We start from the raw sequence: 25396 nt of genomic DNA on the forward strand, positions 1-25396 counted from the left end.
CAGTGGAACATTTCGGGCTTTTAAAAACAGTCCCTTGAATAAGGACGTATGGTTTGCTTTAATCCCACTAATTTTGCCTATTCTTGGAAAAGGAAAATCCCCGAACTTCTTTGAAATTCAGGGATTTACATCGTTTTGCCTTCTTAAAAAGTGGTGCCACCAGGAATCGAACCTTTTGCTTCGGTTTATTCTAACTCCTTGAGTGACTGTACCTTTTTGCTTTATCTTTTATGAAAACCATTGAATTGGCCTTACGCTAAATTCATTGTTTTTCTTTACTAATCTGACAAAATTTGTCTCTTTGACACTGCAAATATAATACACAGGTTCGATTTCTGCAAATATTTTCATTCCTTTTAATTATAGTTTTCAACAAGAGAAAAAAATAAAAATATGTGCTTAATTAAATGCATTAAGAATTTATTTATTGTTTGGGGTGTTGACTTTAAAGTTGGAAATTTTGCTTCGCAAATCATTAGAAAGATATACCCCTTGAATCTTTATTTTGCATGAATAAACCAAAAGCACTAAAAGAGCAAAAATACAAATGACGACTATTTCACTAGGTGCCAAAAAGTTTGGAACTGACTTGGGCATGAAGGCACCTGCAAAGAGATCTACTAAACATAAGATTATGGCTCCCACCTTTCCTAAAGCACTCTTTACCTTTCTTGATTTTTGTATCTCTATATCGCTTACAATTTGTGCAATCACAGTATTATTGGTTTTCATTGCATATTCTTTCAACGTAAATATCGAAACTTCTTCATTCTTAAATAGAAAAATATAATTCCCAATTAAGGGTACTGCTAGTGTACATAATGCAAAGAGGATACAAGTAAAAAATTTCACAGTCCAAATACAGACAATACCTAATATTACGAATGGAATCAGGTTTATTAGAGTTAAATCCTGAAACGTAATTCCAGGTTCTTTTTGGGGACAACACACACCTAAATACAAATCTGTAAACACCAATAGAATAAGGACATTTGTCCATATATCCGTATCATAAATCTTGTGGTTGTCAAATAACGCAATCAAATCTTTCATGTTGTTCATAAATACTTTTTTAAATTAATAGTTTATAGTAAAGCGGCAGTCAACAGTTTTTAAATTTCCATTGTATTAAAATATAGAGTTTATACAGAAAAGAAACAGGGCTATTGGTTATCAATATCCTAAAACCTTATTCGATATAATGTCTACAGATTATACCATTCAAATATATTATGTGTTATTGGATTCTACAAATATACAGATACTATTCAGAATGTCATAACTTCTCCATAAATATTATTTTGTACAGTTTTGTTTTACTTATAATTCATGCCTTTATCATACTTTGCGGCATTGCTGCATGAAGGAGGTGTGCATGCCAAAACAGAAAAGTTTTTTTGAGCCATTCATGTAAAAAGGATATACAGGATGTCATCTGATGACTTTTAATGACATCTGATGACATTGCTTTTTATGTTTCGGGTATAAAGCGGTTCTTTGTCGTGTATTAATAGTGAACTAACCCTTGAAAATGAGATGCCATGAACATACAAGAAGCAAAGAACATCAGGCTTGTTGATTTTTTAGCCGGATTCGGATACGAACCGGTAATACAGCGTGGGAACAGCGTATGGTACAAATCGCCCTTCAGGACGGAAAAGGAAGCCTCTTTCAAGGTTGACCTCCATAAGGAACTGTGGTATGATTTCGGTCTGGGGAAGGGAGGGGATATTATAACGTTGGCCAAGGAGATTTATCGGACACAAGATATAGGTTATGTATTACAGTGTATTGAGAATAAAAGAGCCGTACTGAAACCGGTTACTGTTTCCTGTCCGTTTGAAAAGGCATATCCCGCCTTTCAAGATCTGAAAATCATTCCTCTTGCCAACCGGATACTGCTTACTTATCTGAAGGAACGGTGCATCGATCTGGAAACTGCCCGAAAAATATGCAGGGAAGCCCATTTTAAACGGAATGGGAAGAATTATTTTGCCATCGCTTTCCCTAATATTTCCGGAGGGTACGAAATCAGGAACAGGTATTTCAAGGCTTGTATTGCTCCCAAGGACATCAGTCGCATCATTAGCACGCCGGAAAGCAGGATTTGCTATATTTTTGAGGGGTTTATGGATTTTCTGTCTTTCAGACTGGCTTTTCCATCTTTGGAAGAGGGGGATTATATAGTGTTGAATTCTGTCAGTAACTTACAGAAGGCTTTTTCTTTCCTTTCACAATATGACGGCATCCGTTGCTGTCTGGATAATGATACCGCCGGGAAAAATGCGGTGCAGGCATTAAAGGACAAATACGGAATCCGTATATGCGATCTTTCGCATGAATATTCCGGATATAAGGATCTGAATGAATATTTGTGCGGGAAGAACAATCTGCTCCATATCTAATAGAAGTTTTGAAAAGACTGCCTTATGATATGCCCTTGTTTCCTTCCTGTCATATGTGGCAGAAGAAAACAAGGGTGATTTTTCATGTGGTGATACTATGTTAATAGTAGAATGTGGTCAGATGCGTTTTATGGTCTTTTACAATCTTTACTTCCTGCATCTGTCCGTATATCTCACGCATGGATACCGGACAATCCATCTTTTCCCATTCTTCCGGGGAAATCCTCATGTCGGAATGCCTGAAACACAGCATGACCATTTCCTGAGAATCCTCTTCTGCGAATATGGTACCTTCATGATCGTTGACAAACTGTTTGAGTCCATCCTCATCCTTACAGGATATTTCTCCGACGTACATATCCTCGCCCGACCGGGTGTTTTTGCGGATATGGATTTTGAACCATTCCCGGCTTTCCGGCTGTTCAGGTGCGCCACACTCCCACAGGGCTATTTTCGCATCGTAGTAAACCTCCCCGTTTTCACATGCCCCGTAATGCCCCCAATGCTTGAAACGGCCGGTAGTCCATGCCTTGAACCTTACATCGCCTGCCTTTACCAACAGACACTCACCGCCATGCATATCGCATTTGATACCCTCTTTGTCACGGGACACGAATGGAACACGGGAAAAATCCCGGAGTATAATGTCATCTCCATATACGGCATCTATAAAGAACAGCCGGGAACGCTCACCATAACCGGAAACAAAGAACAGGTTGTCTCCTGTCCGTAGATACCGGTCGGAGCGTGTCTTTTCGATGTGTTCCACCATGGTATTCACTTTATCTATATCTTCCTGTACAAGTCCGTGTATCCGATCATACCAGTAGTTCAGGCGGATGAAAGTTTCTTTGCTATACTTGTTTGTTGTCTGAATCATAATTTTCTTATTTCGTGATTAAACATTTCCGGCTTTGGCAAAGCCGATATTTCTATCTCTTACATGTCAGACATTTGTCTTTTGCTCTGATAGTGCAAGGCTTGGCGAAAAAATACCGCAGCGAAGCGAGGATGATTTTTTCAGCCAACCAGTCCGAAGGACCGCCTTGCGCATCAGAAGCAAAAGGCTACCTTTACATGTAAGAAATAGAAATGCTGACTGATATATGATTCCAAAATAAAAAAGGTGAGTATTTACGATAATATCCCAAATAGGCTTATCTGATTTATAATAACTGAAATCTTAAACTTTGAAAAGGAATTGAACGTTTTCAGATACAATACGTTATATTTGCATTTTTATAAGAAAAAACTACCGTCATAGTACCCAAATGACGGCAGTTTTATAAAAATTGCAAAATCGTATTAGAGTACGACTTGATAAAAGCAATACAAAATTACTTTTCAGTATTGTGAGTTCCTGAAGCTGTAATTTTGCATACAAGACGGTCATTTTGGCGTGAAGCATTGTTATCCCATTGCAAGGGACGGAGGTTGGATAGATTATCAGTTCCACCTTTTGAAACAGGAACGATATGGTCTATTTCCCAACCATATTCACTATTTCTATTTCCGTAGAACCTTCTTCCAATCCAAGCCTTGCATTGGTCTTGACGCCAAACAGCCGGGTCATTTCCAGCAACTGGTGTTGCCTTTTCCCATACTTGTTGAATGGTTTCTTCTGAAAAAGCCATAATATGCAATTTTAATTCGGGGAATCTTTGTATACGATAAGTTTATGTCGCCCCTGCAACAAGATTGTATCGTATATGTCTCTTATTCTCAGTTTTCAGGGGAGAAGTCTATAAAAGCCTGTCGCATATCCTCACGGACTTTAAGAAAAGGCTTGCGATACCTTATGGAAAAGGTAAACAAAATGAGTGCCAATACCCTTTTCCTGACAAAATGTCATAGCAATCTATGCCCAAAGTTATCAGATATAGAATAAAGAAAATTTGTAGATATAAATAGAACAATTATTTCAATTGAAGTACAAGACCGCGGTGGTAAAGAAGCGAATATCATCGTCAAAGGGGAACGGAACAATCAGATTATGTTTGAGGAACAGTTTGATTATAAGGACGAAGAAAAGTACTCTTTACGTCTTCATCTTCTGAAAGGGCGATTTATGGAAAAATTTTCGAAACTTGGCGAGAGTGTAGGTATTCTTTGTATCCGTAAACTATTCAATGATATAACGATACGGAGTAAAATGAAAGCTAATCCCGATTATAGAACACTTGATAAATAAAACGTTATGGAAGCTCAAACAACATGGACTGCTTTAAGGCATAGTCTCAAGATAAATTATTGGAGTGACCAAAAACAATGCTGGGTTAAGAAAGTAAAGAAAACCGCAGAGCAAGCTCCCAAGGTTAAATTTAGATAAAGGCAGGATTATTAGAGCCTTCAAACATAGTTCCTATTCTGACGTTGAAGTTCTTGCCCGTATTCTTATAGCGGTACATTCCATCGCCACGGTTATATACTTTGGACGTAGGGGTCATAAGGAGAAACAGGAATACCGTTTGCCCAGCGTTGCTGTTCCAGATACTTGATGCAGCTTTCCTCTGTAGGAAATGCTTCCAAGAGGTCATATAAAGAAGTGAATTTACCAATATTCATCTTACTAAAGTTTATAGTTCTTGCTATATATAACTCTGGTGAGAAAAGTTGCTTGGGAAAACAGTTATCTGTGTATATAGAAATACCGCCCAAAACTCTTGTTCTGAACGGCATTATTGGCAAAGTTAGTTAGGGTATTGTCGTAAATACTCACCATAAAAAACTTATAATCTGCCGGTTCTGTAATAAGAAAGCCATGAAACCCTCTCTTTTTATCGTTTCCATGACTTTCTTATGTTTATGTCGTGATACTTGGAAACGGGTATTACCAATGATTAAATGTTTCCACCCTGTTTTTTTCCAACAGAACAAGAATGTCCTTTTCCTTATATAATAATTTGCCTCCTACTTTGTAATAGGGCAACCTGCCGTTCATTCTGTAATCAGCCAGCGTTCTTCGTGTCAGCTTTAATTTCTCCGCCAACTCGCTGTCGGTAATGTAACGCTCTCCGTTCAGGACCGGACGAAAGTTTTTCTCCTGGTCATCCAGCATTTTGGACAGGGTGCTTATGTTCCGAAAAAAACGTATAATCTCAGGGCTTTCTTTGGTCAGTATGAATTGAGTCATAAGGATTCGGGGGTTACATGGTGAATACTGTTTTCCAAATAACGTATAATCTCCTGACGCCTGTAATATACCTTGCGGTCTATATGGCTGTAAGGGATAATCCTGCTTCTCCGAAGTTGCAACAGCTTTCGGGGCGAGACATTCATAAGCATACACGCTTCCTGGTTATCAATCCAGTCATCCATACTACAGATGCCTCCTCCGCATGTTTCACGCATTTTCTTTTCAACGGCTTCCAAAGCCTCATTCATTTCCATGAATGCCTTAGCTTCGATACATACAAACTCCATAAACTCTGCTTTTTTTGTCCGGCACGAAAATACGGGAAGTAAAAGTCGTGGGCAAAAGGATGTCATCAAACGGCATCAGATGTCATCAGATGTCAGAGACCGCTCTGTTTGGGGCAGCAAATTAAAAGAATGGCTAAAAGTCTGTTTCTTTACCGGAAAAACAGTATTTTTATCCCGGGCAATCTGTCCGAAAATAAAAAAACAGGAAATATGGAACTGATAATCAATGCAACATTATTACTAGCGGCTATCGTTCTCTGGATATACGGACAATACTGGAGGAAAAAGTGCGGCAAGGTGCTATGCCAATATGCAGCAGCCTACGATGAGCGGGAAGACAGGGAGAAACCGCTACGTCAAGCCATCATAGCAGGAAATCCTCATGCACCGCTGTTATATGCGCTGACTTGTCCTGAGCTGTTTGATAAAGTCCGTCCGTTGCGATTGTTCTCATTCGGGAGCATTCGCTGCGTGTTTGCCGGCTATTATTTTCCCAAACGCTTTGAAAGCTGGCTTTGTGATGACCAGTTGGCATTCGTGCAAAAAGTATATGATTTCAAGGATGGAAAAGACAGCTGTACGGAATATTTTTCACAAGCATTCCTGCTTCTTTCCACTGATGAGGATATTACTGCCATGTTTATGCCGTGCAGCACATCAGACCGCTATTACAGACGTTTCTCAGGCATTGCCAGTTTTCTGGAAACGCATGGCTATGTCCGTTCAGGACTGGATTTAATATGCATTACGGAAAGCAGGGAGTGTAAACACGCCTCAGAAAAACGTTCCGAAATAAATACCGCCAACTATATGATGTCAAACGCCCTGTATGGGAAGAGGGTCGTGATTGTCGATGACTTGCTGACCAGCGGGACCAGCCTGCTGGAATACGCCCATAACCTGGAAAGGGCCGGTGCCAAAGTGGAGGGTGCCGTATTTCTTGCCAGAACCTTTCAGATGCCTTCGCCGGCAAGAGTAAAACGCCTGGTATGGAAACGCCATCTGCTTGCCCGAATTTGGCGAAAACAGGCGGGGTATTTTCTGTAAATTGTAAAGTTTACATTCGGATTTTACAGTTTTACACTTCAAAAATTTACACTTATTATCCTCCAACAATAATTTTGAGATTATACAAACTTGATTATCAAAATGATATGATATTCATATAAACAGAAGCGGACAGTACGGCATAGATTTTTCACTAAAGATGGCATATACTCTTGAGAGTGCGCACAAGAAAGGGTATTTCAGTAATAACCTTTAAAATACAGGAGATACATGCCATGATGTATATAGACAATGAAGTGCTCGAGAAAATGATAATGACCATAGTGGAAGGTTTTGACCGCATAGAGAAGAAACTGGACAGGATGGGACGTGTGAAAGAGTTCTTGAACGGTGACGAGCTTTTGGACAACTATGACATAGCCCGGCTGCTCAACGTGTCGCTGCGGACAGTCGCCCGTTACCGGGAAAAAGGACTGATCCGCTATTACCAGACGGATGAGAACGGTAAGAATTTCTACAGGAGTTCGGATATACAGGATTTTTTGCAGAAACGGGGAAAGAAAAACTGAACGGGAGAATGTGGATATGCGGAAGTTGTGCTAACTTTGTCTTATAAACGATTGTTATGAAGACAAATACCAATTCCAGATATGCCGTTGCGGTCCTTATTGACGGGGATAACGCCTCCTTTGAGAAGATGGAGGATATAATGGGCTTTGTTTCCCGTTATGGGGATGCCGTCGTGAGACGAATTTATGGAGATTGGACGAGGAAATCGCTTTCCGCATGGAAGGAAACTGCCCGGGAGCATGGATTCAGGCTTGTACAGGCTTCCTCCCATGCTCCCGGAAAGAACACGACGGATATTGCACTGGTCATAGACGCGATGGATATTCTTCGTGACGGGCGGGCGGACTGTTTCTGTCTGGTAGCCAGTGACGGTGATTACAGCCTGCTTGCCCAACGGATACGGGAAGCCGGATTGAAGGTGCTGGGATATGGGGAGGGCAAGACTCCCGTATCGCTGGTACGGTCCTGTTCCGTGTTCCTGTATGCCGACCGGAAGGAAAACAAGGTTTCGGACAATACTCCCGAATTCTTTATCCGAAGGGACATGGAGTATTTTGACAAGGCTTTTGAGCAAGCGGCTGACGGCAAAGGGGAGGTGTCCCTTTCGCTGATCGGCGGCGCATTGAAAAAAATGATGCCCAAATTCAAGGTCAGGAGATATGGATGCAAGACATTGGGCAAACTTTATGAAAGGCTGGACCGGTACGAGCTGGTCATGACAGACAAGGGAGTGGCAAGTGCCGTGCGGCTGAAAGGCTGAACCGCACGGCGGGAATAATCAGGAACCGTCAGTTTCCTTTTATGCATCCTTGCCATGGCATAAAGGAAACTGACGTTCGTTGTCTATACCGGGATGGGATTTATCCGTAGTGTATCGAGATTGAGATAGGCCCCCCGGTAGAATGTCCTTCCTTCCCTGAGCATGCGCCACAGGATGTCGCAACCGGTTTGTGCCAGTATGGAATTGATGAAAAGGTCCTGCTTCTGCAAGGCTTCCGCCAGCGAGCAGCTCGGCCCCGAATCCTTTTCCTTGATGGTGGAGTAGCGTACCTCTTCGGTAATGACATTCATGCGGGGAATGGCCAGGTATTCGTTGGATACGGGCTGGAGGATCTTGCTACGGATGTTCCCTATCAGGACCTGTCCGGTGGTCCGGGCATTGCCGAAGTCCATCCAATATATGGGTGATTGCTCGTTGTTGGAAGTGTGTTCCCGGTGTTTCTTCAGGAATCGCCAGAGGTTCATCCGGGAGCGGGTGTTGTCAGTACAGGTGACGATGATGTTCGCCAGGACGGGTTCTTCCCGGTCCGCAGAGGCTTTCAGCGGATAACGCTGCCCTTTTGCCTCCCACGAGAAGCCGAAAAAGCGGTTGATGCGGGTCACAAGTGCCACCGCCTTGTTCAATCCGAGTTCCGATCCGCTGAACAGCTGGCGTCCGATGTTCGCTTCCGTAACGGTATCGGGGTCGAAGACCGTCACGTGCAGCCCCGGATGTCCGAGTGCCTGCAATGCCACGCTCATCCGCGCCAGACCGGTGGCCACCTGTGAGCCTGTACCGCCCGCACCGATTACGAAGACGGTCACGGGATGGTAGGGGTTGAGCAGGTATTTGTCTGTATAATGAATCTTTTTCATGCCAGTAAGTCTTTAAGTCGTTTGTTCATGGGTTTCAGTTCGTTCTCGTCAAACGGATTGGTGCGTGCCTTTTCCGTTACCGAGACCAGGTTGCTTTCAGTCGGATTCCTGTTTCCTCCCAAATGGGAGAATTCGCTGAGCCAGAAACGCTTTTCCCAATATTCAAGGAGCTTTGAGAACGTCATTTCTTCCGGAGTTTCCAGCGAGGCGTTTCCCAGACAGACACTGCTGCCCGTGACATTGAAGAAAGGAGCGAGGAAAAGCGGGCTGTTTTCCGCCAGGACTTCTCCCTTGTAGGAGAATATCTCCATCCTGTCGCCGGAAACCTTGTAGATGACGCCGGGCATATTGAATGTCCCGTCGGGAATATTCAGGCTTCCGGCAAAGAACATCTGCCGTTTTCCGGGCGGATTGTACCAGATATACCTCTCGTGCCCCTTGCGGACATCACACCACAGCATGTTGGCGGGGATTTTCCCGTGCGGCACATTCAGCCGGTCATCCATATAGGATTCCACCAGGGCGTTCATGAACTCATAGGTAACGGGAGCGGCAGCCTCCATCCTGCCCCTGTCGTTGATGGGATGCAGTTCGAGGTAATACGTCCCGCTCCTATAGTTGTTCTCACGGTATTCATATGCGATCAGTGCCGCCTTGGGCACCATTATCTGTTTAAGTTTGCCAGTCAATTCATTCATATCGTTCATTTTAGAAGTTATCAGCTATATGTTTTGTAAAACGGTCCAGCCATTTGGAAAGCCTTTCCGGGTAGTCGCCCATTTGTAGGAGACAGTCCGTTTCCGGTGTCAGTAGCTTGTATGTGACCGGGGTAAGGGCATAAGTCTCCTGGTAGTCCGAGTTCATATACCCCTTTATACACTCTGCCAGTGCATCGCAGGTGGAATAGACCAGCATGACCTGGCTTTCCATTCCCACCGGGTAAAAATCGCGCTCCTCCTCATACGCCCAATCGTACAGGTAGTCTGTGAGGTCCGGGCTTTCCGGGGTAATCAGTGCCATGCCCTCCCTTATCAGTTCCAGCAGTTTTTGCTCCTTCCCCTTTTTTGCCCGGTAATTCCGTACTGCCTCTTCCAGAGAGTTACAGAACGGTTTTCCCGACATCCGTTTGAGAGCTTCTGCCCGTTTCCCGGACTGGTAGGAATCCGCCAGCCGCCTGTTCGCCCTGATCTCTTTCGGGGAGGCGTCGGAATCCCGGTTTTCCCAGTCTTCCAGTTCCTCTATGGCAAAATCATAGCAAAACGCCTCGGTGACATTGCAGACTCCGTGATGCCGGACGAATTGCCGGACGAACTCCCTGACAATGTTCCTCAATGATACGGGAAGCCGTTCCGTAAAGTCGATGGGAATCCAGAACAATGCGGGTTCCGGCCAGTCGTGGTATCGGAACAGGCAGAAGTGGAGCCTTCCGTCTTTCTCTTCCAGATTGACACACTCCGGCACGTTCTCTTCCATAACCTTGTGCAGTTCGATGATTTTCAGACGGGGGCTGCCCCCTTTCCTGTATCGGAAAGGGAGCTTTATACCCATAAGTCCGGCATAGTTCAATGCCGATTGATAGAGATAATTGAAATTATCCGGTGTCGTGAGATTGACCAGGGAACCGTCATGTTCGTATTTATGCCAGAAATCCGGTGCGAAAGGAGTGATTCTGCCGGTCAGAAAAGCATTGTGCCTCCCGGTGGCGGCAGTATCCTTCTTTTTTGTCCCGAGATTCCTCTTCGGATGTCTGATGCGCCGATCGAGCGGATAATGAGTCCCGCCAGATTTTCCTTGGCTGATTCTGATAGCTGTCTGCATGGTTTGTCCTCCTTTTTCTTTCTCTTGCCCATACGCTTATCCTTTCACTCCGATGGTTGTCTTGAAGCGGTAGACCGCCTTGTCCTCCTCCCATTCCGGCCCGTGAACGGTCGCCGTTGTCAGTTCGGGATAGGTCATGGAGTAGAAGTCCATCACCTCGTTTACGGACAGGCTGCTGTCCGGATCGCTCAATACCAGTTCCTTGGAGTCCTTCTTGAATTTGAAAATTCTCTGTAATCCTTTGATTTCAAGTGCCATAATTTTTCTATTTTATAAGGTTCAACAATATACCATGTCCATTTGTGCCATGTCCGTCATGCGGCATTCCTTCGGGAAGTCCGGATATTCTGCGTACGGGTCTTCCCTGAGCATTTCCCGGTCATCCTCGCAGTCCTTGTCGAAGTTGTACATTACAGCCTCCTGCACCGGTGCATACTGTGACGGAGCCGGTTGCATCCATTGCTTTCCGTCTATCTGCGGTTGCGGCATCTGTACCGGTTGATGGAACTGGATACCTTGCGGTTGTGGAACCGGTTGCGGTTGTGGTGCAGGCTGCGCGTATTGTACGGGCTGCGTTTGCGGCTGTCCGGGATATACTGCCGGTTGAGGCGTTTGCGGTTGTGAGACGGGTTGCGGAACCGGAGACGGCTGCTCGGGCAAGAACATCGGGATTTGCTCTCCGCTCCGGTATTGCGGTGCCGGGGCTGCCGCCGGTTGCGATGCCGTTTGTTGTGGAGCCGGCTGCGGCTTGGGCATTGGCGGTTGTTCCATACCGAACAGGCTTCCCTCCGATGCCTTTTTCTGCACTTCCGCCATTTTATCGTCGATTTCCGCTTGCTTGTCCGGAAGTGCCAGCACCTTTGCCTGCTTGAGCCATGTCAACGCTTCGGAATAGCGTTTGCCGGTCATGGCATCCTCCGCCTTCTTAAGCAATTTTTCCATCTTTTCCCGTTTCTCGCGGACCTCTTTGGACTCTTTCTCCACCGCAGACCTGGCGGCTTTGCTTTGTGAGGCCGCCTGTTCCGCCTGCTTCTCGAACGTTTCCAGGTTGGTAAGGATGCCCTGCGCTTTCTGTAAAGGTGTGCCGACAGCCTGCAGGAAGCCTGCGTCCAGCTCTTCCGGCGTGCCGTTCAGGATGAGCGGAACGATGCGTTCCCCATCCTTTACTCCTGACCGTCTGGGAACAACGGCCACCGTCAGGTTGTTGTTTACTCGTCTGATGTTGATGCTCAGGTCTGTGCCTGCCGTAATCATTTGGTTGATTGCTTGAAAAAACATAATGGTAAAATTTAAAATGTTATACATGGGTTTCCTTGAAAAAATCCTTCAGGATTCTCTGCCTGTCCGGATTCGAGGCGATGCCTTTCAAGGGCTCCAGATAGTAGCCGATACGTTTCGGTCCGTCCGTCGTATCGGGAATCTGTCTTTTTACAGGTCTCACACGGTTTGTGGTGGGCCATGCAGCCGGCATGACCGGAGCCGACGGGGTAAATGTAAAAGTTCTCATATCTTCAGCATTTAATGATTATACAAGCATGCCCATGGCAATCAGGACAAGGATTGTTTTCAGGATGAAGGTGAATGTCCTGAAGATAAGACTGACCAGAGTTCCCGACAAAAGGAACAGGACGAGCAGATACACGGGAATGATACCTTTGCTGTAGAGCAGGCATATTCCTGCAAGCAGAACCAGTGAGACCACTTGTTTGCAGATGTTTTCGATGAGTTGCAGTTTCATGTCTTTAATTTTTTAAGAATGAATAAATAATCCCATCGGGATATGTTTTCCCGATTTTATAGGCCTCCGGCCCTTGGATTGCCTTTTTGCGCAAGGCTTGGCAAAAGAAAATACCGCAGCGAAGCGAGGATGATTTTCTTTTAGCCAACCAAGCCCCCAAGGGGGGCCGCCTTGTGGCAAAAACGAGGCAATCCAAGACCTTTGCCGCTTAAAAGCGGAAAACGTATCTTGCACATATAAAAAGAGAGGCACGGACCCTAGTCCGCACCTCTCTTGTACCCTGACATGCCGGCAACCGCTTACATGGAGCCATGTGGCCGGGCTTCTTCCGGATGGTTCCGGAATATCTCTCCGGTCACCTCATTTACCGTTTCCAGCACGCCGTCCAGAAACTCCTTCTGCGTGAGCTCCCCCCGCTCTATGCGTACCAGTTCCGTTTCCCAACCGGAGGTGAGGGAGGCTTCCGCCACTTTCATTCCACGTACCGTCTCATATAAAAGAAGGCCTTTGGGGGTCGGGATGATGTACCTGCCCGAATAGCGGATGTATTTGCGGTCCAGAAGCGTACGGATGATGTTCGTACGTGTGGATACGGTTCCCAGTCCGGCCTTGTCCATATAGTCCGTCAATTCCTCGTCCGTATAGGGGGAAACAGGCAGGGATTTCCTGTGTATGAGGCTGCATCCCGCCACCGGCAGCGTCTCCTCCCGCAAAAGTTCAGGTGGAACGGGGCAGAGGACACAGTTTTCTGAAACAAGGTGTTCCCTCTGGAAGACACCGAGCCATCCCGTTTCCAGGATACGGTATGTACGGATTCGGAACTTGCGTGCGGCGCATACCGTTTCAACCGTTGTGTATTCCACCTTACACGGTGGCATGAACGTTTCCAGCATCCTGCCGACAATGAGCGTGTAAACCAGCCTTTCCTCCCTGTCCAGCTCGCCGGGCTGTACGCCGGTGATGACAATGGCATGGTGCTCCGCCGTATCCTGTGTCCCGGTCATACCTTTCCTTGCCGTAAGGTTAACCATACCGGCATATTGGCGGAAATCCTTGCCGGACAGCAACTTTTCCATAACCGGAGGTAACATGTCATACACATCCCGGGGCAGCAGGCGGCTGGAAGTGCGCGGACAGGAGATCAGTTTTTTCTCGTACAGGCTCTGGGTGATTTCCTGTACCCGTATGGCCGTCAGGTTATGGTAACGGTTCGCATCTTTCTGAAGCTCGGTCAGGTTATAAAGGGCCGGCGCGCCGATTTCCTCTGTCCGGCTGCCGACAGCCGTGACACGTGCATACCCTGCCGCCTTGCAGTCCTCGTACAGTTCCAGGGCGTCCCGGCGGTTCCCCAAGTCTTCCACGTGGCGCATCTTCATTATTTTCCCGTTCTTGCAGAGGCTGATGAACACGGGCCAGCTGTCAGCGGGAATGTGGTTCTCCCTCTCCCGGTACCGTCCGCTTATGGCCGCCAGTACAGGGGTCTGCACCCTGCCCAGCGAATTGTTTCCGAAGCCTACCGCCTTGCAGACGGCATAGCTTGAATTGACCCCCAGAAGCCAGTCGGCCTTGTTGCGGCTGTCTGCCGCCAGGAACAAGTTGTCGAACAGGGCGCATGGGCGGAGGTTTTCCATGCCTCTGGTGATGGCCTCGTCCGTCAGGGATGAGATCCACAGGCGGAGGCAGGGTTGCTTGCATCCCAGAAAGCGGTAAAGATACCGGAACAGCATTTCCCCCTCACGGGAAGCGTCGGTTGCCGCAATGATGGTGTCGCACGCGTCGAACACCTTGGCTATCACCTTCAACTGGAGTACCGCATTGATATCGGGATTCCATCCCGTATCCGTCTTGACGTGCCTTACCGTCAGGAAAGGAGGGGGCAGCAGGGGGAAGTCCTCCCGCTCCACCCATGACGTACCGGAATCTTTCGGCATCGCCAGGGAAAGCATGTTGCCGTATGTCCATGTCACCATGTATCCGTTTCCGGTCATGTATCCGTTCTCTTTTCTGTCTGCTCCCAGAACTCTTGCTATCTCTCTGCCCACATTGGGCTTGTCAGTCACTATCGCTATCATATTCTTTTTCTTTTTGATGTTCCGTGCCGTTTCTGGCGGCACGGAACGTGGGTTAAACCTGTTGTTTCCCGGTTAAATTTCCGGTGTCTCCTTCTGACGGAGACCGTTTATTTCCATGACCGGTCTGCCGTTGCCGTCAGGTACCAGCTTCAGCGTGGCGTCCATCGTCAGGCTGATGACCGGTGTGCGGAGTTTCAACGGGGCGATTTCCGTTTCCTTGCCTTGCAGCAACAGTTCCATGTCACCGCTGGTTTCCAGTTGTTTTTTACTGATGCCGGCGGCCTCCAGACCGTTCCAGTCAATGTCTTCCGCCTTATAGATGTGGCGGACATTCTGATTCGTATTCATACGATTCGGGGATTTTAGGTTTGTGTAATTCGTTCTGTTTCCCTTTGGCCGGGTTATACCGCCTGTGAAGCGCCTTTCTTCTGTTCCTGCTGCTGCCCCTGTGCGGTCTCCGTCTGTGCGGCACGACGGGAAGTATCCCGGCGGATATCCGGATTCTCCTGGAAATATTGCAACTGTCCTGAATAGGGGTTGACTTTCAGGTAGGAGCTGAAGGACTGCCCGTTGTTTTTCAGCCCTTCGACAAGGATGGTCTTTCCATCCTGAAGGTTCGCCCTTTCCTGTGCCGTGAACACATGACCGTAAACCTCCGCCGGGATGCGTGGCGCCTGCTGCTCGTTGAACCCGTCCGGCGTGCGTGAATACATCGTCCTTCCGGTATTCATGTCCAGTTTGACAAACGAGGAGAATTCCTCTCCCGTACGTCCGATCATGTTTTCCAGATAGACCGCCTGTCCCTTGCGCAGGGTTTCCTTGTCCTCGGGTGTCAACTGCACATTGCATATTTCCTTGGGGATATAGATCTCCCCCGTTTCCGGGTTGTGGCGGGTGTAGTTCGGGCGTCCCGTTGTCTGGTCTATCGTGACAAATGAGGAGAATGTCCCGTTTCTGTTCTTGAACTTCATGTCCTCCACCAGGATGGTATGCCCCTCGCTGAGCATCTTTATCTGGGTGGGCGAGAGCGGCACGCCCCCGATGGAACGCTCGTTGAAAATCTGGTTTTTCGGGAAGATGAACTCCAGCCCCCTGCGCTCGGCGCTGTACTGGAGCGTGGCGTCGAACCCCTTTCCCGCCTTGGAGGTCATGCCCTCCACCTTGACGGGCTGTCCCTCCTTCAGCAACCTGATTTCCTCGTCCGTAAGCCTTACCCCGCTCACTTCCTGCGGGATGTAGACATGCTCCTGGCGGACAGCGACCAGCTCGTTGGTGTTCTTGTCGATGGAGATCAGGCAGGGGGTATATTCACTGCCACGCAGGTTGAGTTCCGCCACACGCCCCATGTTGCCGCTCTCACGCAGGTTCTTCTTGTCCTCCTCGCTGAAGTTGAATCCGAAATAAGGGCGTTCCAACTGCGGCTCCTTGCGTATGCCGTGAATGGCCAGTCCCACCTGTCCATCCTGTTGCGGGATGAGTGAGAGCCTTGCATCCAGTTTGGCTGTCAGCAAACCGGAAAGATGGATTGTCAGGGGCACCAGCTTGTTGGTCTTGTAGCCCTTCAGCATGGAATCAAGGAGTCCCTGCTGTTCCAGCGAAGCCTTTGAGATTCCGACCTTTTCCAACTCCTCCCAGTTGACCATGTTCTCATTATACCGGTAATGCGGTCCTTGCGACTCCTGCGCTGCCTGTTGAGCCTGGGGCTGCTGCTGTTGCTGTGCCGCCTGCTGTACCTCGCTCTGTTGCAGGGGTTCCTGCGGTTGTGTCTCTTTGTCTGCCATAGCTGTTTTTTCTTTTTGGTTTACACTTTGTTCCTTCTTGTTTTCTCTCGGACGGATTTCGTAGCGTTTGAGGAACTCCTTCACTGCGTCCGTCTTTTTCCCTTCCGCCAGGTCCTTGATGGCCTGCTTGTTCATCTTGTAGTCGTGGAAGGTCATGCGGAGCAGGCGGAAATGGGTAGGTTCCTTGAGCTGGCTCCAGAAATTCTTGATGAAGTTTTCGAGTATGCTCGAGTTCTTGTCGAATTTCAGGAATGAGTTCTCATTCTTCTCGTCCGCCGGAACCGTCTTGACCTTCCCGTCCTTGTCGATCTCGCTGACTACTTGTACACCGGCTTTCGGGTCGCTCTTGTTATGGACCAGCATCAGTTCGGTGATTTGTTCCACCGGAAGTGCATCATTCTTAGCCCTCGGTTTTCGGGTCCGTTTAGGCTTTTCGTTCAGGTTCTTTTCCTGTGCCATACATTTTCCTTTTAGGGGTTAATAAATTGCTTTGACGCTTCAAATGTATAGGCTAAATTTGAATAAAACGCTGATTTTCAAAAAGGTGTCATCAGATGTCATCAAATGTCATCATATGTCTGAAAAAGTGGTTTTCAGATGAGGGTGGAATGTCGGCGAACAGGGGGAAAGCCGGGCAAAAAGAAATATGCGACAAGAAAAAAGAGAAGCGGTATGTATGGCAGGAGAAGGAGCAGGCGGAACAAACAATGCGGAACCATGCAGAGCGGAGGGAGCTGAAGCCCCCTGTCTTCTCATGGCTTCTTTTATTTTTGCGAAAAGATTCTTGTGAGACCTATACCCCAGACGGTACATGTGGGATTTCGTGGGGTATGAGATATGCCTTCCTCAATATCCGATATTTTTTATCCATGCGTCACGTCGGTCGCAGTTTGCCCCTGTAATCGTTTCTCAAATCGAATTTGGATTGCCGCCGCATTCTTTTTCGTGAAAATTTTCCACGGCGAAGCCGCAAGGAAAATTTTCACGAAAAAAGTGTAGGAAATGCGGCTGGCAAGACTAATTCGATTTTCCTTTGATGAAGGGGGAAACTGTTCTGGCAATATCCATCCGCCTGTCCTTTTAACATATTATTTGCTAATACCATGTATGCTCATTTTTTTATAAAGGGTGGGGCGGCTTATTCCCAGCAACGCCGCCGCTTGTGTCAGGTTTCCTTTGGATATGGATATTGCCGTCTTGATTTGTTCAATGTTCCTTTTCTCGTCTTTCTGCAAACATTTGTCTATCTTTTTTTTCTTGGCAGAATTCGGAGCATCCGTTTCCGTCTGTTTCAACCGTAAAAAATCGGGAGTTATCAAATTTCCTTTGCATATCAATACCGCCGCATAAACAACCTGTTTCAACTGCCTGACATTTCCCGGCCAGCTATACCCCAACAGCATTTCTTTTGCCGGTCCGTCAAAACCCACCACCTCTTTCCGGAGTTCCGCACAAGACTGTTCCCTGAAAAAATCCGCCAGGGGAAGTATGTCTTCCAAACAATTTTGCAGCGCAGGTACGGTAATCGTAAAGTCATGGAAACGATACAACAAGTCTTTGCGGAAACGTTTCTCGGCCACCGCCTGGAACAAGTCCTCGTTGGTTGCCGCGATGATACGCACATCCATCCGCCTGTCCTGTTTCCCGCCCACCGGACGATAGCTCCGTTCCTCCATGGCACGCAACAACATCCGTTGTGTCTCTATTGAGAGATTCTCCACTTCGTCCATGAACAAGGTGCCTCCCTGCGCTTCCAGGAAATACCCCGCCTTTTCCTCGGTAGCCCCTGTGAAGGCTCCCTTGACATGGCCGAAAAAGGCGGAAGCGGCCAGATCTTTGGACAAACTGCCACAGTCAACCTTAATATACGGTTTGTTGGCTCTGAGACTCCTCCTGTGTATCTTATTTGCCAGATGTTCTTTTCCGGTTCCCGTGTTCCCCAGTATCAACACTGTCATGTCTGTTGGTGCAACCAGGTGGATATATTGGTTCAATTCGCAAAAAGAGGCACTCCTGCGTTCGTAAATCACTTTGGAAAAAGTATCGTTTGCCGCTTTTATCTTTCTTATGGCGGGTAACAGCTTGTCTTCAACCAGTGGTTTGAGGATAAAATCCTCCGCACCTAATTTCATGGCATGGACGGCAGAATGTATCTCCTCATAGTTGGTCATCATTATGAACGGATGCATGTACCCGTTATCCCTCATCCATTTCAACAAGGCGGTACTTTCCCCGTCCGGCAGCCTTAAATCCGCCAATACCATATCATCCTCATGGATGGAACCCCTAATCATTTTTTTTGCCTGTGCCAGCCCGTGTGCCTTCATTGTCTTAAAGTCCGCCTTTTGCAAAAGACTACAGATATAGTCACAGAACAAGATATTATCCTCAATAACAATCACTTTCATAGATTTTCTTTGCCTGTTGTGCCAAATAAATTATTTCTTTTCCTTTATCCAATACTTTTTGAACAGTCCGTTTCAATTCTTCAACCGAAAGCTCCCCGGAACCCTGAAGCAGCGCAAACAATTCACGTAGCGGTTTACCGGCATGAATAATCTCCCATGAGCATGTCAGATGGTGTACCCACTCCTTCAGTGCCTCGTGATCATTCTTTTCCGCACTCTCAGCCACCGCTTCCATATCCTTTGCGGTTTCCTCAATCAAGGTATCAAGCATCGCCTTTTTGTCTCCATGCTCCAACAGAGTATGGAAATCAATTTGTTCCAACTGCCTTTCGTTTCCTAAGCATTCTGCGCATACCTGCAACAATTCCTCAGCCGAAAACGGTTTTTTCAAACAAGCCGAAAACCCCGCCTCACGCAGGTCTTCCGCCTTGCAGCTCCCCGAAGCGGTTGCCGCTATGACCGGAATGCTCCTTGAATTTCCCACTTTTGCCATGCGCAGGAGTTTCAGCACCTCAAACCCGTTCATCTGTGGCATTTTCAAATCCGTAATCAACAGGTCATAGCTTTGGCAACGTACATGTTCCATCAAGTCACGTGTATTCTCACATACCGTACAAGTGACTCCATGATGCGCGAACATTTCCCTGATCGCAGCCAACAAGACGGTGTCATTGTCCAATACCAGAACCGTAAACGGCTGTATGGGAATCCTGTCCTTGTCGTTGCCGTTCACACTTTCCTCTGCCACAGGCAAGGGCAAGTAGACAGTAAAACGGCTGCCTACACCTTTCCGGCTTGTCAGCTCTATCCTGCCTTCCAGCAACTCGACCAGGCTTTTGACTATTGAAAGCCCAAGGCCGACCCCTTCTTCCGCAATCGCGTTGGGAAGCCGTTCGAATGCCGTAAAAATACGCGCCTGCTCCTCGTCATCCATACCGGTTCCGGTATCTTCCACCGTAAGCGCCAATATCCCTTTTTCAAATCGCGTACGTAATGTCACCGTTCCCTGTTCTGTAAATTTAATCGCATTTGACAACAGGTTGCTCCCTATCTGGATTATTCTTTTTTTATCCCCGACAACAACCGCATCCCCGGCACTTTCCATGTTTAAGGACAAGTTCTTTCCTGCCGCCAACGGCAGGAAATCCGTTTCCAATACCTCCATGACAGAGCATAACCTGAACGGGGCGGGACTGGCTTTTTCCTTGCCGCTTTCCAAACGGAAAAATCCCAGCAGGGCATTCAGCATGGAAGCCATATATTCTGCCACCTGCCGTATATTTTGGTTATACTCCTTACGTTTCAACGTCCTCCTCTCCGTGGCAAGCAATTCCGCATAGCTGCTGATGGTGGCAAGCGGAGAACGTAAATCGTGCGTCACCGCCAGCATGATTTTTTTTCTTGCTTCAATCAGCTTCTTGTTTTCAACGACAGTCTGCCTCAACTGCCGGACCGTATCCTCCAATCTTCTTTTATAGCGGTTTATGCGTATCATATACCTGTGTATAACCAGATAAGACCCTACTAATAACAGTATCATGAATGCCGTCAAACCAATGACTACGGCAAATGATTGTTTTTCAGCCTTTGCAATCCTATCTTCCCGTTTCTTCAGCTCTGTTCTTGCCGCCTTGTCCATGTGTACAATCATCTGCTGTAGCTGCTTGTTCAACATTCTGTTCTTTCCGGCTAAATAGTTCGTCTGCTCAGCCAGTTCCCGGGTATATGCCTGATGTTCGCCCACTACCTTTTGGTTGAGTGCATAAAGCATGGAAGCCGTGGAGGGGGAATCCGCCTTATCACGTTTTCTGAACAGCCTCTTCAGCAATCCCCCCTTTTTATTGGTTTCCCGTTCACTTTGTCTGGCAATAACCGGAATTTGTGCCGCAATTTCCTGACTGACCTCTTCCTGTTTATGCACCAGAGATATGATTTTTTGCATATACAGTTCCTTGTCTTTCCATAAAGTACGGATACTGTCCATGTGGGAGTTGGGATTGCTGTTGTTAAATTCATATAACAAGCTGTCAATATGCTGTTTCCGTTTGCGGAATGTAAGAAAATCCTGCTCGTTCCATTCCATGAAGGTTTCACACAATAAAGAAAGGCTAAGCATTTCCACATATATATCATTCATGTCATGTTTCTGACGGTTGATTCCCCGGACTTCCACTTCCCGGACCTTCATCTCTTTCCATTCATGGATACCGGCGTATACAATACAGCTTATGATTATAATTTTGGTGATGTACCCGACCGCTATTGGGGCGAGAAGAGGTTGCGAACATAAAGATTGTCCCAACAATTTATTCCAGCTTTTCAATTATCTACTTCCTTTTCTGATTAGTTATACTCAATTAAAAATCCTTTGCAAAATAAACCGACCAGTCGGTTTGTTTTGCAAAGGTAAGTTTTTTCCAAGAATAATGAAAGGAGAATTTGTTTCAGCAAATGATATTTAACAGCTTATCTGCCTAAAGACCAATGTTGTGGCTCAAAAAAAGGAAAGAAATACAAACGTTGAGATTACATTTTTAAGAACATACCCAAAAACGTCTTACCGATGGAGGTGTTCAATATCTGCCTGCTGAATTCCGCAGTATCGTTTACACACATCTTATGGTTGCAAGCCATATTTGAAAGGAAGTCCTGTTCCTTGGCAAAAAGTTCCTGGTACATTTGAGAAAAATCGTCCATATACTCGTGGGCGGAAGATACAAACTGCATATAATGCATCAAGCCATTACCATTCAATTGTTCAGGAAAACTGTTTATCACCCGTTCTATCGGATTCCGGTACAGCCTTAGAAACTCATCCCAATTTTTTTCTACTGCTGAGTCTATTTCGGTTGGAAGTTGGGATGCAGGAAAAAAACACATTTTCACAACCGCATCCACCAACAGTCTTTTGGAAGGAAAATAATGAATGACGGCCCCCTTGGATTTATGCACGGCAAACGCCACATCACAAAATGAAGTTTGTTTCATACCTTTCGCGATGAATAACCTATACGCCTCCTTAATAATCCTTTGTTTCAAGTTCGGGTTCATCTTACAGCTATATTACAGAAGAAATAGCACAGATGCAATCAACAACCCAAACGTGGCAGTGGAATGCCTAGAGATGAAGCTGACGCACCTGTGCTATATATCTTAATATAGCGCAAGCTGTCATATTCCATCTTATCTCTTTGAAATTTTCCACTTTTCGTTTGAAAGATGATATATGATACTATACTATGTCGTTTTTATCTGCGCAAAAATACGCTATTTATCGTTTATTTCCAAACTTAAACCACACTTAATAATACAGTTCCATAAGAAAAACGCCCGCTTTCAGGAACAAGCAGCAATATTTTTTCTCCAGATGTAAGTTCGTGCGTCTTCCAGAACTCATCCAAAATTGCGAATATAGCTGCTGAAGCGATATTGCCGACCTTTGGCAAATTCGTGAACCATTTGCCCTCATCAATTCCGATTCCCGTTTGTTTCAACTCATTTATTATTTTGTCATAAAAGAACATGGAAGAAACATGAGGCAGTACATAAGAAATCGTATCCGGTGATACTTTGTGTTTCTCTAAACAATATTTGATATGTTTTGCCCAATATGGTACAGCCTTTTGTTCCAATAATTTAATATCTTGTTTTACTGTAAAGAGTGAACGATCTACAAAATCTTGAGAATTAAATGCTTTCCAACTTTTTAATTCTCCATTTTCTGTTTTTTCTGCCCCCATAAACATACATGTTGGTAATTCATTCGCAAATGAGGTCATTTCCACCCATTCAACCTTTAAAGCCTTTTCATTACCAGGATTGTCTTGAAGCAATACAGCGCTGGCCCCATCACTCAACATGAAACGTAGAAAATCTTTCTCCAATGCCATGTATGGCTTTATTCCAAGATTAGCGCATTTCTCATACTCTAAATCATAGTTTTTGGATAGCAAGCCAGCTGATGCCAATTCTGAACAGCTACAAACAGCATTCTGTTTTTCACCAGATAAAATACTCCAATAAGCGATTTTAAATGCTTGAATGCATGACAAACAAATACCGGCTGATGAATATATTTCCATTGGCTTGTTTTTTAGCAAGCCATGTACCATAGAGGCGTGTGAGGGTAATATCTGATCCGGACTAGCAGTTGCGCACGCTAACAAATCCAAATCCTGCATTGGAAGAGGATGTTTCGCCAACAGACTATATATAGATTGTGCCGCCAAGTCTGCATTAGTATGTGTCATAGTCTGATTAGTATCAATGGCATAGAAGCGTTGCTTTATACCATTCTGTCTAAGCACAATGTTTTTGACACGAGAGTGTGAACCGGAAATTAAGCCCAAATACTCCTCTATTTGGTCATTGCCTATAGGAGAGTTGGGGAAGTAAACTGCTGTTGTTGTTATAAAAACTTCTTTCTGCATTTAAATTATATTTTTATTAAATTATAAATGAATATAAATTGCTTTTTTAGCTCTGGTATATTTAATCCGTTTTCTAGGGCATCATTATAAGATTGCCCAAAGAAAAGATATTTAAACTGTTTGGCAAGATACCTGCAATCATATTGTTTATTTATTTCTCCCTCATTCTGAGCCTGTTTCAATATTCTTTCCCACAACAACAATTCTTTTTGTGTTATTATTGTTGTTTCTTTTGTGAAATTAGGATAAAATTTTTCAGCTTGTAGAATTAAGTTCATATATGCTCGTGTTCCATTAGTTTTAGCTTCCGGCAAGATGAACTGAGTTAAATAATTCATAGTACGCTCAACATTAACAATATAGTGTTCTATAAATTCATATAAAGACATGGCCTTTGAAGTTTGCAGTTTGTTGTCAACATCCTGCTTTCGGAGTATATATTGATCTATCACATCAATAAACAATTCTTGTTTTGTAGGATAGTGATATGACATACATCCTCTCGACAAATTGAGGCTTTTCTCTATATCTTTTAAGGGGACCATGCTATAATCTTTTGTCAGAAACTGTTTGAAAGCAGTCTCCCTTATTAAAGCTTTTGTTTCTGAACCTTTTGTTCCTTTCATGATATTCTTTTTTTTGCATCATACAAAAGTAGTTCTTTTTAAAAGAATATGCATTTTGTTTTAGTATTATTAAATATGCCTTTTTTATATGAGTCAAAGCCTTTTATGCATTTACGGCACACCGATTTGCAACACCTTTTTATCTTTTGTTTCCTATGCGATATATTATTTTTCACTATATTTGTTTTCAAATAAGCCGATTAGTCGGTTTGTTTAACATAGGGGAACCCAAACAGAAAGTGGAATTTCAAACAGAGATGTTCCCCTGTGTTTTTCATTCCATATTCCGATAATTCATCCATATTCCATTTATTGCACTCAAAAAAAATACCGACTGGACGGTATTTTTTTGAGTGCAAAAGTATAAATATCCCCAACAAAAACAAAGGGAAAAGCCAATTATGCATCCTATCGGCAAAAAAATACCGGTAAAATGTACATTATTCGCTTTTCCCTATGAGGAACAATATGCAGTTGTCTTATCTCGAAACCATCTTTATATTAACCTGTACCCCCTGAGAGTTTAAAACACGAACCGGTGTCTTTTCTCCGGCTTTCAAATAGAACAAAAGATAATCTTTCGCACGCTGGGACTCGAAGAGACCTTTTTCACGGTATTCGGCAATCCACTTTTGGATCATCGGAATCTGCCAGCGGTTCATCAAGATATAGTAACCGAAATAATACTCCAAATCGCTCAAGAAAATATTGAGTTTCAGGTAATCCCACCAGAACTGCTCTTTCCTTTTGCTTTTGGCGTTGAGTATGACGACCTGATGCCCATAAGTGTCACGGGGATTTTCCCAATCCTGTTGGGAGACAAACACATCGGGAACCACATTGTCGGCATGGTCTTTTGCCGGAATGAAGTGAGACAAGGATTCGATGGAATCCTTTATCTTTTCATATAAGGATGGTTCGTACTCTTTGTTGTACAGTATAACATCCCGCAAACGGGTGGAAGTGAGATGGGTCACCACGGAACGTCCTATCATACAGTGATCCGGAACAGTCATTACCGATGCCAGCCTTTTCATGAATCTGATTTCCGCTTTTGCCTGTTCTTCCTTATCCGATTTTTTGAAAGGATAATCTGACCAGGCAATCTTCCGCATTCCCCGATGCAGGCCCGTGAGCTGCAAGCCCGCATAAGCGCAGAAAATGGAAGCACGAATAATCTTGAAGATAGGGGTACGGTCACCCTCGTGTGCCACGTAAGGCAGGTTTTCCACTCCAAAAAGCATTTCATTTTCCGCTATCAAGTCGGCAGAGATTGTCTTGCCTTCTTCCAGCCGTCCCTTAATCTTGAAATTACGTTTTTGATATCCCCAAGTGTGAACAGGCCGCGTAGCTATCAGCGTCACACAATAATTGCCATTTTGCGGCGTGAAATCTACATTTTGCGGCGTTGCATTGAGCATCAGTTCGTTCAGCAACTTAATCTTTTGGGTATAGTCCATAAACAATTGGTTTTAAGTGAAA

The 25396-nt window shown here is 45.4% G+C and carries 27 protein-coding genes; 5 read left to right on the plus strand and 22 right to left on the minus strand.

Annotation, left to right across the window (positions count from 1 at the left end):
- Nucleotides 1–420: 420 nt before the first annotated feature.
- Nucleotides 421–1062 carry a hypothetical protein gene (locus tag DXD65_RS15320; protein ID WP_044269005.1) on the minus strand — a complete coding sequence of 214 codons (642 nt, stop codon included), beginning with the start codon at nucleotides 1060–1062 and terminating at the stop codon, nucleotides 421–423.
- 479 nt (nucleotides 1063–1541) lie between these two features.
- On the opposite strand from DXD65_RS15320, the gene DXD65_RS15325 reads away from it, so the two are divergent.
- Nucleotides 1542–2405: a toprim domain-containing protein gene (locus DXD65_RS15325; protein ID WP_044269007.1), complete on the plus strand. Its 864-nt coding sequence runs from the start codon at nucleotides 1542–1544 to the stop codon at nucleotides 2403–2405.
- Between the two features lie 100 nt (nucleotides 2406–2505).
- Here the strand turns inward: DXD65_RS15325 and DXD65_RS15330 are convergent, their stop codons facing one another.
- The 5 genes from DXD65_RS15330 to DXD65_RS15355 all read right to left on the minus strand — a co-directional run bounded on the left by DXD65_RS15330 (nucleotide 2506) and on the right by DXD65_RS15355 (nucleotide 5828).
- Nucleotides 2506–3285, minus strand: a complete 780-nt coding sequence (locus DXD65_RS15330) for a DUF4121 family protein (RefSeq protein WP_074783553.1) — start codon at nucleotides 3283–3285, stop codon at nucleotides 2506–2508.
- 457 nt (nucleotides 3286–3742) lie between these two features.
- Nucleotides 3743–4039, minus strand: coding sequence for an HNH endonuclease signature motif containing protein (locus DXD65_RS15340; RefSeq protein ID WP_044269012.1), 297 nt, complete (start codon nucleotides 4037–4039; stop codon nucleotides 3743–3745).
- Nucleotides 4040–4826: 787 nt separating this feature from the next.
- Nucleotides 4827–4970: a transposase gene (locus DXD65_RS20930; protein WP_139147471.1), complete on the minus strand. Its 144-nt coding sequence runs from the start codon at nucleotides 4968–4970 to the stop codon at nucleotides 4827–4829.
- A 265-nt stretch (nucleotides 4971–5235) separates the two neighbouring features.
- A complete protein-coding gene (locus DXD65_RS15350) occupies nucleotides 5236–5538 on the minus strand; it encodes a helix-turn-helix domain-containing protein (RefSeq protein WP_074783554.1) in 303 nt (100 codons plus the stop codon).
- On the minus strand, nucleotides 5535–5828 hold the full coding sequence (locus DXD65_RS15355; RefSeq protein ID WP_074783555.1) for a helix-turn-helix domain-containing protein: 294 nt from the start codon (nucleotides 5826–5828) through the stop codon (nucleotides 5535–5537). The genes DXD65_RS15350 and DXD65_RS15355 overlap by 4 nt, the downstream gene beginning before the upstream one ends.
- 210 nt (nucleotides 5829–6038) lie before the next feature.
- Between DXD65_RS15355 and DXD65_RS15360 the strand changes: the two genes are divergently transcribed.
- The 3 genes from DXD65_RS15360 to DXD65_RS15370 all read left to right on the plus strand — a co-directional run bounded on the left by DXD65_RS15360 (nucleotide 6039) and on the right by DXD65_RS15370 (nucleotide 8166).
- Nucleotides 6039–6875 (plus strand): phosphoribosyltransferase, encoded by an 837-nt coding sequence (locus DXD65_RS15360; protein WP_181980038.1) that lies wholly within the window; start codon nucleotides 6039–6041, stop codon nucleotides 6873–6875.
- A 236-nt stretch (nucleotides 6876–7111) separates the two neighbouring features.
- A complete protein-coding gene (locus tag DXD65_RS15365; RefSeq protein WP_005864565.1) occupies nucleotides 7112–7405 on the plus strand; it encodes a helix-turn-helix domain-containing protein in 294 nt (97 codons plus the stop codon).
- A 56-nt stretch (nucleotides 7406–7461) separates the two neighbouring features.
- Nucleotides 7462–8166 carry an NYN domain-containing protein gene (locus DXD65_RS15370; protein WP_117681478.1) on the plus strand — a complete coding sequence of 235 codons (705 nt, stop codon included), beginning with the start codon at nucleotides 7462–7464 and terminating at the stop codon, nucleotides 8164–8166.
- Between the two features lie 83 nt (nucleotides 8167–8249).
- Here DXD65_RS15370 and DXD65_RS15375 read toward each other — a convergent pair whose 3' ends face one another.
- The 10 genes from DXD65_RS15375 to DXD65_RS15420 all read right to left on the minus strand — a co-directional run bounded on the left by DXD65_RS15375 (nucleotide 8250) and on the right by DXD65_RS15420 (nucleotide 16909).
- The gene (locus tag DXD65_RS15375) at nucleotides 8250–9041 is read right to left on the minus strand and encodes a PRTRC system ThiF family protein (protein WP_117681479.1); all 792 of its coding nucleotides are present in this window, start codon (nucleotides 9039–9041) and stop codon (nucleotides 8250–8252) included.
- On the minus strand, nucleotides 9038–9739 hold the full coding sequence (locus tag DXD65_RS15380; RefSeq protein WP_117681510.1) for a prokaryotic E2 ligase family D protein: 702 nt from the start codon (nucleotides 9737–9739) through the stop codon (nucleotides 9038–9040). Before DXD65_RS15380 ends, DXD65_RS15375 begins: the two co-directional genes overlap by 4 nt.
- 10 nt (nucleotides 9740–9749) lie before the next feature.
- Nucleotides 9750–10859, minus strand: a complete 1110-nt coding sequence (locus DXD65_RS15385) for a hypothetical protein (RefSeq protein WP_117681480.1) — start codon at nucleotides 10857–10859, stop codon at nucleotides 9750–9752.
- A gap of 36 nt (nucleotides 10860–10895) precedes the next feature.
- The gene (locus tag DXD65_RS15390) at nucleotides 10896–11117 is read right to left on the minus strand and encodes a PRTRC system protein C (RefSeq protein ID WP_005942675.1); all 222 of its coding nucleotides are present in this window, start codon (nucleotides 11115–11117) and stop codon (nucleotides 10896–10898) included.
- A gap of 21 nt (nucleotides 11118–11138) precedes the next feature.
- Nucleotides 11139–12137, minus strand: coding sequence for a PRTRC system protein E (locus DXD65_RS15395; RefSeq protein ID WP_117834293.1), 999 nt, complete (start codon nucleotides 12135–12137; stop codon nucleotides 11139–11141).
- 19 nt (nucleotides 12138–12156) lie between these two features.
- Nucleotides 12157–12366 (minus strand): hypothetical protein, encoded by a 210-nt coding sequence (locus DXD65_RS15400; RefSeq protein WP_117681481.1) that lies wholly within the window; start codon nucleotides 12364–12366, stop codon nucleotides 12157–12159.
- 18 nt (nucleotides 12367–12384) lie between these two features.
- Nucleotides 12385–12597 (minus strand): hypothetical protein, encoded by a 213-nt coding sequence (locus DXD65_RS15405; RefSeq protein WP_005942681.1) that lies wholly within the window; start codon nucleotides 12595–12597, stop codon nucleotides 12385–12387.
- Nucleotides 12598–12896: 299 nt separating this feature from the next.
- A complete protein-coding gene (locus DXD65_RS15410; RefSeq protein ID WP_008778772.1) occupies nucleotides 12897–14669 on the minus strand; it encodes a DNA topoisomerase in 1773 nt (590 codons plus the stop codon).
- Nucleotides 14670–14741: 72 nt separating this feature from the next.
- A complete protein-coding gene (locus DXD65_RS15415; RefSeq protein ID WP_117681482.1) occupies nucleotides 14742–15017 on the minus strand; it encodes a DUF4099 domain-containing protein in 276 nt (91 codons plus the stop codon).
- A 53-nt stretch (nucleotides 15018–15070) separates the two neighbouring features.
- Complete coding sequence (locus DXD65_RS15420) at nucleotides 15071–16909, minus strand: DUF3945 domain-containing protein (RefSeq protein WP_117834287.1); 1839 nt, start codon at nucleotides 16907–16909, stop codon at nucleotides 15071–15073.
- Nucleotides 16910–17004: 95 nt separating this feature from the next.
- Between DXD65_RS15420 and DXD65_RS15425 the strand changes: the two genes are divergently transcribed.
- Complete coding sequence (locus DXD65_RS15425) at nucleotides 17005–17352, plus strand: hypothetical protein (RefSeq protein ID WP_117887781.1); 348 nt, start codon at nucleotides 17005–17007, stop codon at nucleotides 17350–17352.
- 186 nt (nucleotides 17353–17538) lie between these two features.
- Here DXD65_RS15425 and DXD65_RS15435 read toward each other — a convergent pair whose 3' ends face one another.
- The 6 genes from DXD65_RS15435 to DXD65_RS15470 form a co-directional block, all read right to left on the minus strand.
- Entirely contained in the window at nucleotides 17539–18858 is a 1320-nt protein-coding gene (locus DXD65_RS15435) for a sigma-54-dependent transcriptional regulator (RefSeq protein WP_005942696.1), read from the minus strand.
- Nucleotides 18839–21160, minus strand: a complete 2322-nt coding sequence (locus tag DXD65_RS15440) for a hybrid sensor histidine kinase/response regulator (protein WP_117884380.1) — start codon at nucleotides 21158–21160, stop codon at nucleotides 18839–18841. Before DXD65_RS15440 ends, DXD65_RS15435 begins: the two co-directional genes overlap by 20 nt.
- Before the next feature lie 224 nt (nucleotides 21161–21384).
- Nucleotides 21385–21909 carry a TetR/AcrR family transcriptional regulator gene (locus DXD65_RS15450; RefSeq protein WP_074783566.1) on the minus strand — a complete coding sequence of 175 codons (525 nt, stop codon included), beginning with the start codon at nucleotides 21907–21909 and terminating at the stop codon, nucleotides 21385–21387.
- Between the two features lie 239 nt (nucleotides 21910–22148).
- Entirely contained in the window at nucleotides 22149–23288 is a 1140-nt protein-coding gene (locus tag DXD65_RS15455; protein WP_117884353.1) for a StlD/DarB family beta-ketosynthase, read from the minus strand.
- Between the two features lie 5 nt (nucleotides 23289–23293).
- Nucleotides 23294–23914, minus strand: a complete 621-nt coding sequence (locus DXD65_RS15460) for a TetR/AcrR family transcriptional regulator (RefSeq protein ID WP_117884351.1) — start codon at nucleotides 23912–23914, stop codon at nucleotides 23294–23296.
- 479 nt (nucleotides 23915–24393) lie between these two features.
- Nucleotides 24394–25374: a pseudohemocyanin gene (locus DXD65_RS15470; protein WP_117884348.1), complete on the minus strand. Its 981-nt coding sequence runs from the start codon at nucleotides 25372–25374 to the stop codon at nucleotides 24394–24396.
- Nucleotides 25375–25396: the final 22 nt, after the last annotated feature.

Origin of the sequence: Bacteroides sp. 4_1_36, from assembly GCF_003466325.1 — a bacterium.
In the GTDB taxonomy this organism is placed as follows: Bacteria; Bacteroidota; Bacteroidia; order Bacteroidales; family Bacteroidaceae; genus Bacteroides; species Bacteroides uniformis.